This window comes from Massiliimicrobium timonense (assembly GCF_002160865.1).
GTDB lineage: Bacteria > Bacillota_I > Bacilli_A > Erysipelotrichales > Coprobacillaceae > Allocoprobacillus.
The window spans coordinates 1-1,166 of sequence record NZ_NFLJ01000095.1 but is presented as its reverse complement, the minus strand read 5'-3'; the positions used below and the strand labels follow the sequence as shown (position 1 = coordinate 1,166).

Here is a 1,166-nt window from a genome sequence, read left to right as displayed (position 1 = left end):
GTGAAAACTGTTCACCAAAGATAATCTTCATCAACAGTTCAACACATTGATGATCCCTGAATATCATTCTCATGAATGTATCATCAATAGGTCTTAATTTATTTAATACTTCTAGATATCTTTCATTCACTAATATCGCCCCTTCTTATGATTTTTATAGTTGATTTCATCTTCAATATTAAGGAACGATTATCATATCAAAGGGACTTCAAGTCCCTTTGATAGTTATGAATGAATTAATTTATAGAAATCATCATAATTAATATTTGTCAGTATATTACTTTGAATTCTTCTAATCTGTGTTTCATTACATTTCCATACCCATTGCAAATCCATATCTGGAAACTTATTCTTTAAAATATCAATAACTGATGCAATTCGTCCATGTTTTTCACCAATATCCTCTCCTTCTTTTCTTCCTTCATTTTTTGCTTCAGTAATTAATTCTTCTAATGCTTCACACATAGTCCTCTTTCCTCCTTCTTGCCTTTTAAAATAGCTGACTCTTTTTCTTAAAACTTCATAATACATATCATCAGGATCATTACACAGCATATCATGCATTAACTTCCCTAACGCTGTTTCATCCTGCATTGATGCATTTAAATAGATGATATGTAGCTTGTCTTGGAATACCACTCCATTAATCATATACCTTTGAATATGATTAATGAGTTCATTTGTTTTGAGTACATCTTCCTCACATATAAAGACAACATACATCTCTGGAAACTCTTTCCATCCTTCTTTTGGATAAGACAAATCACAATCCAATATACTGGCATGATATCTTGCCCTTATAGGTGAGGCATTGTCTTTGCTTTTTTCTACCTCTATACCTATCACTGCTCCTTCATACGTATAGACAACAATATCCAATTCTACCGATCGATGAACCACTTGCTTATGGTCTTCCTGCGTTTCGAATCTCTTGAGTGAAAACTGTTCACCAAAGATAATCTTCATCAACAGCTCAACACATTGATGATCCCTGAATATCATTCTCATGAATGTATCATCAATAGGTCTTAATTTATTTAATACTTTTAGATATTTCTCATTCATTGATTGTTCCTCCTTTTTGATTTTTATAGTTAACAACAACATCAATATTTAAGGAGTCATAAAACAATCCAAGAAATGTTCCTCTATTATATATATACGCA

1 protein-coding gene is annotated in these 1,166 nt (G+C 31.5%); it reads right to left on the bottom strand.

What is annotated here, in order from left to right; translation table 11 throughout:
* Positions 1–225: 225 nt before the first annotated feature.
* Positions 226–1,065 carry a PD-(D/E)XK nuclease family transposase gene (locus B5E75_RS14305; RefSeq protein ID WP_087360622.1) on the bottom strand — a complete coding sequence of 280 codons (840 nt, stop codon included), beginning with the start codon at positions 1,063–1,065 and terminating at the stop codon, positions 226–228.
* Between the last annotated feature and the right edge of the window lie 101 nt (positions 1,066–1,166).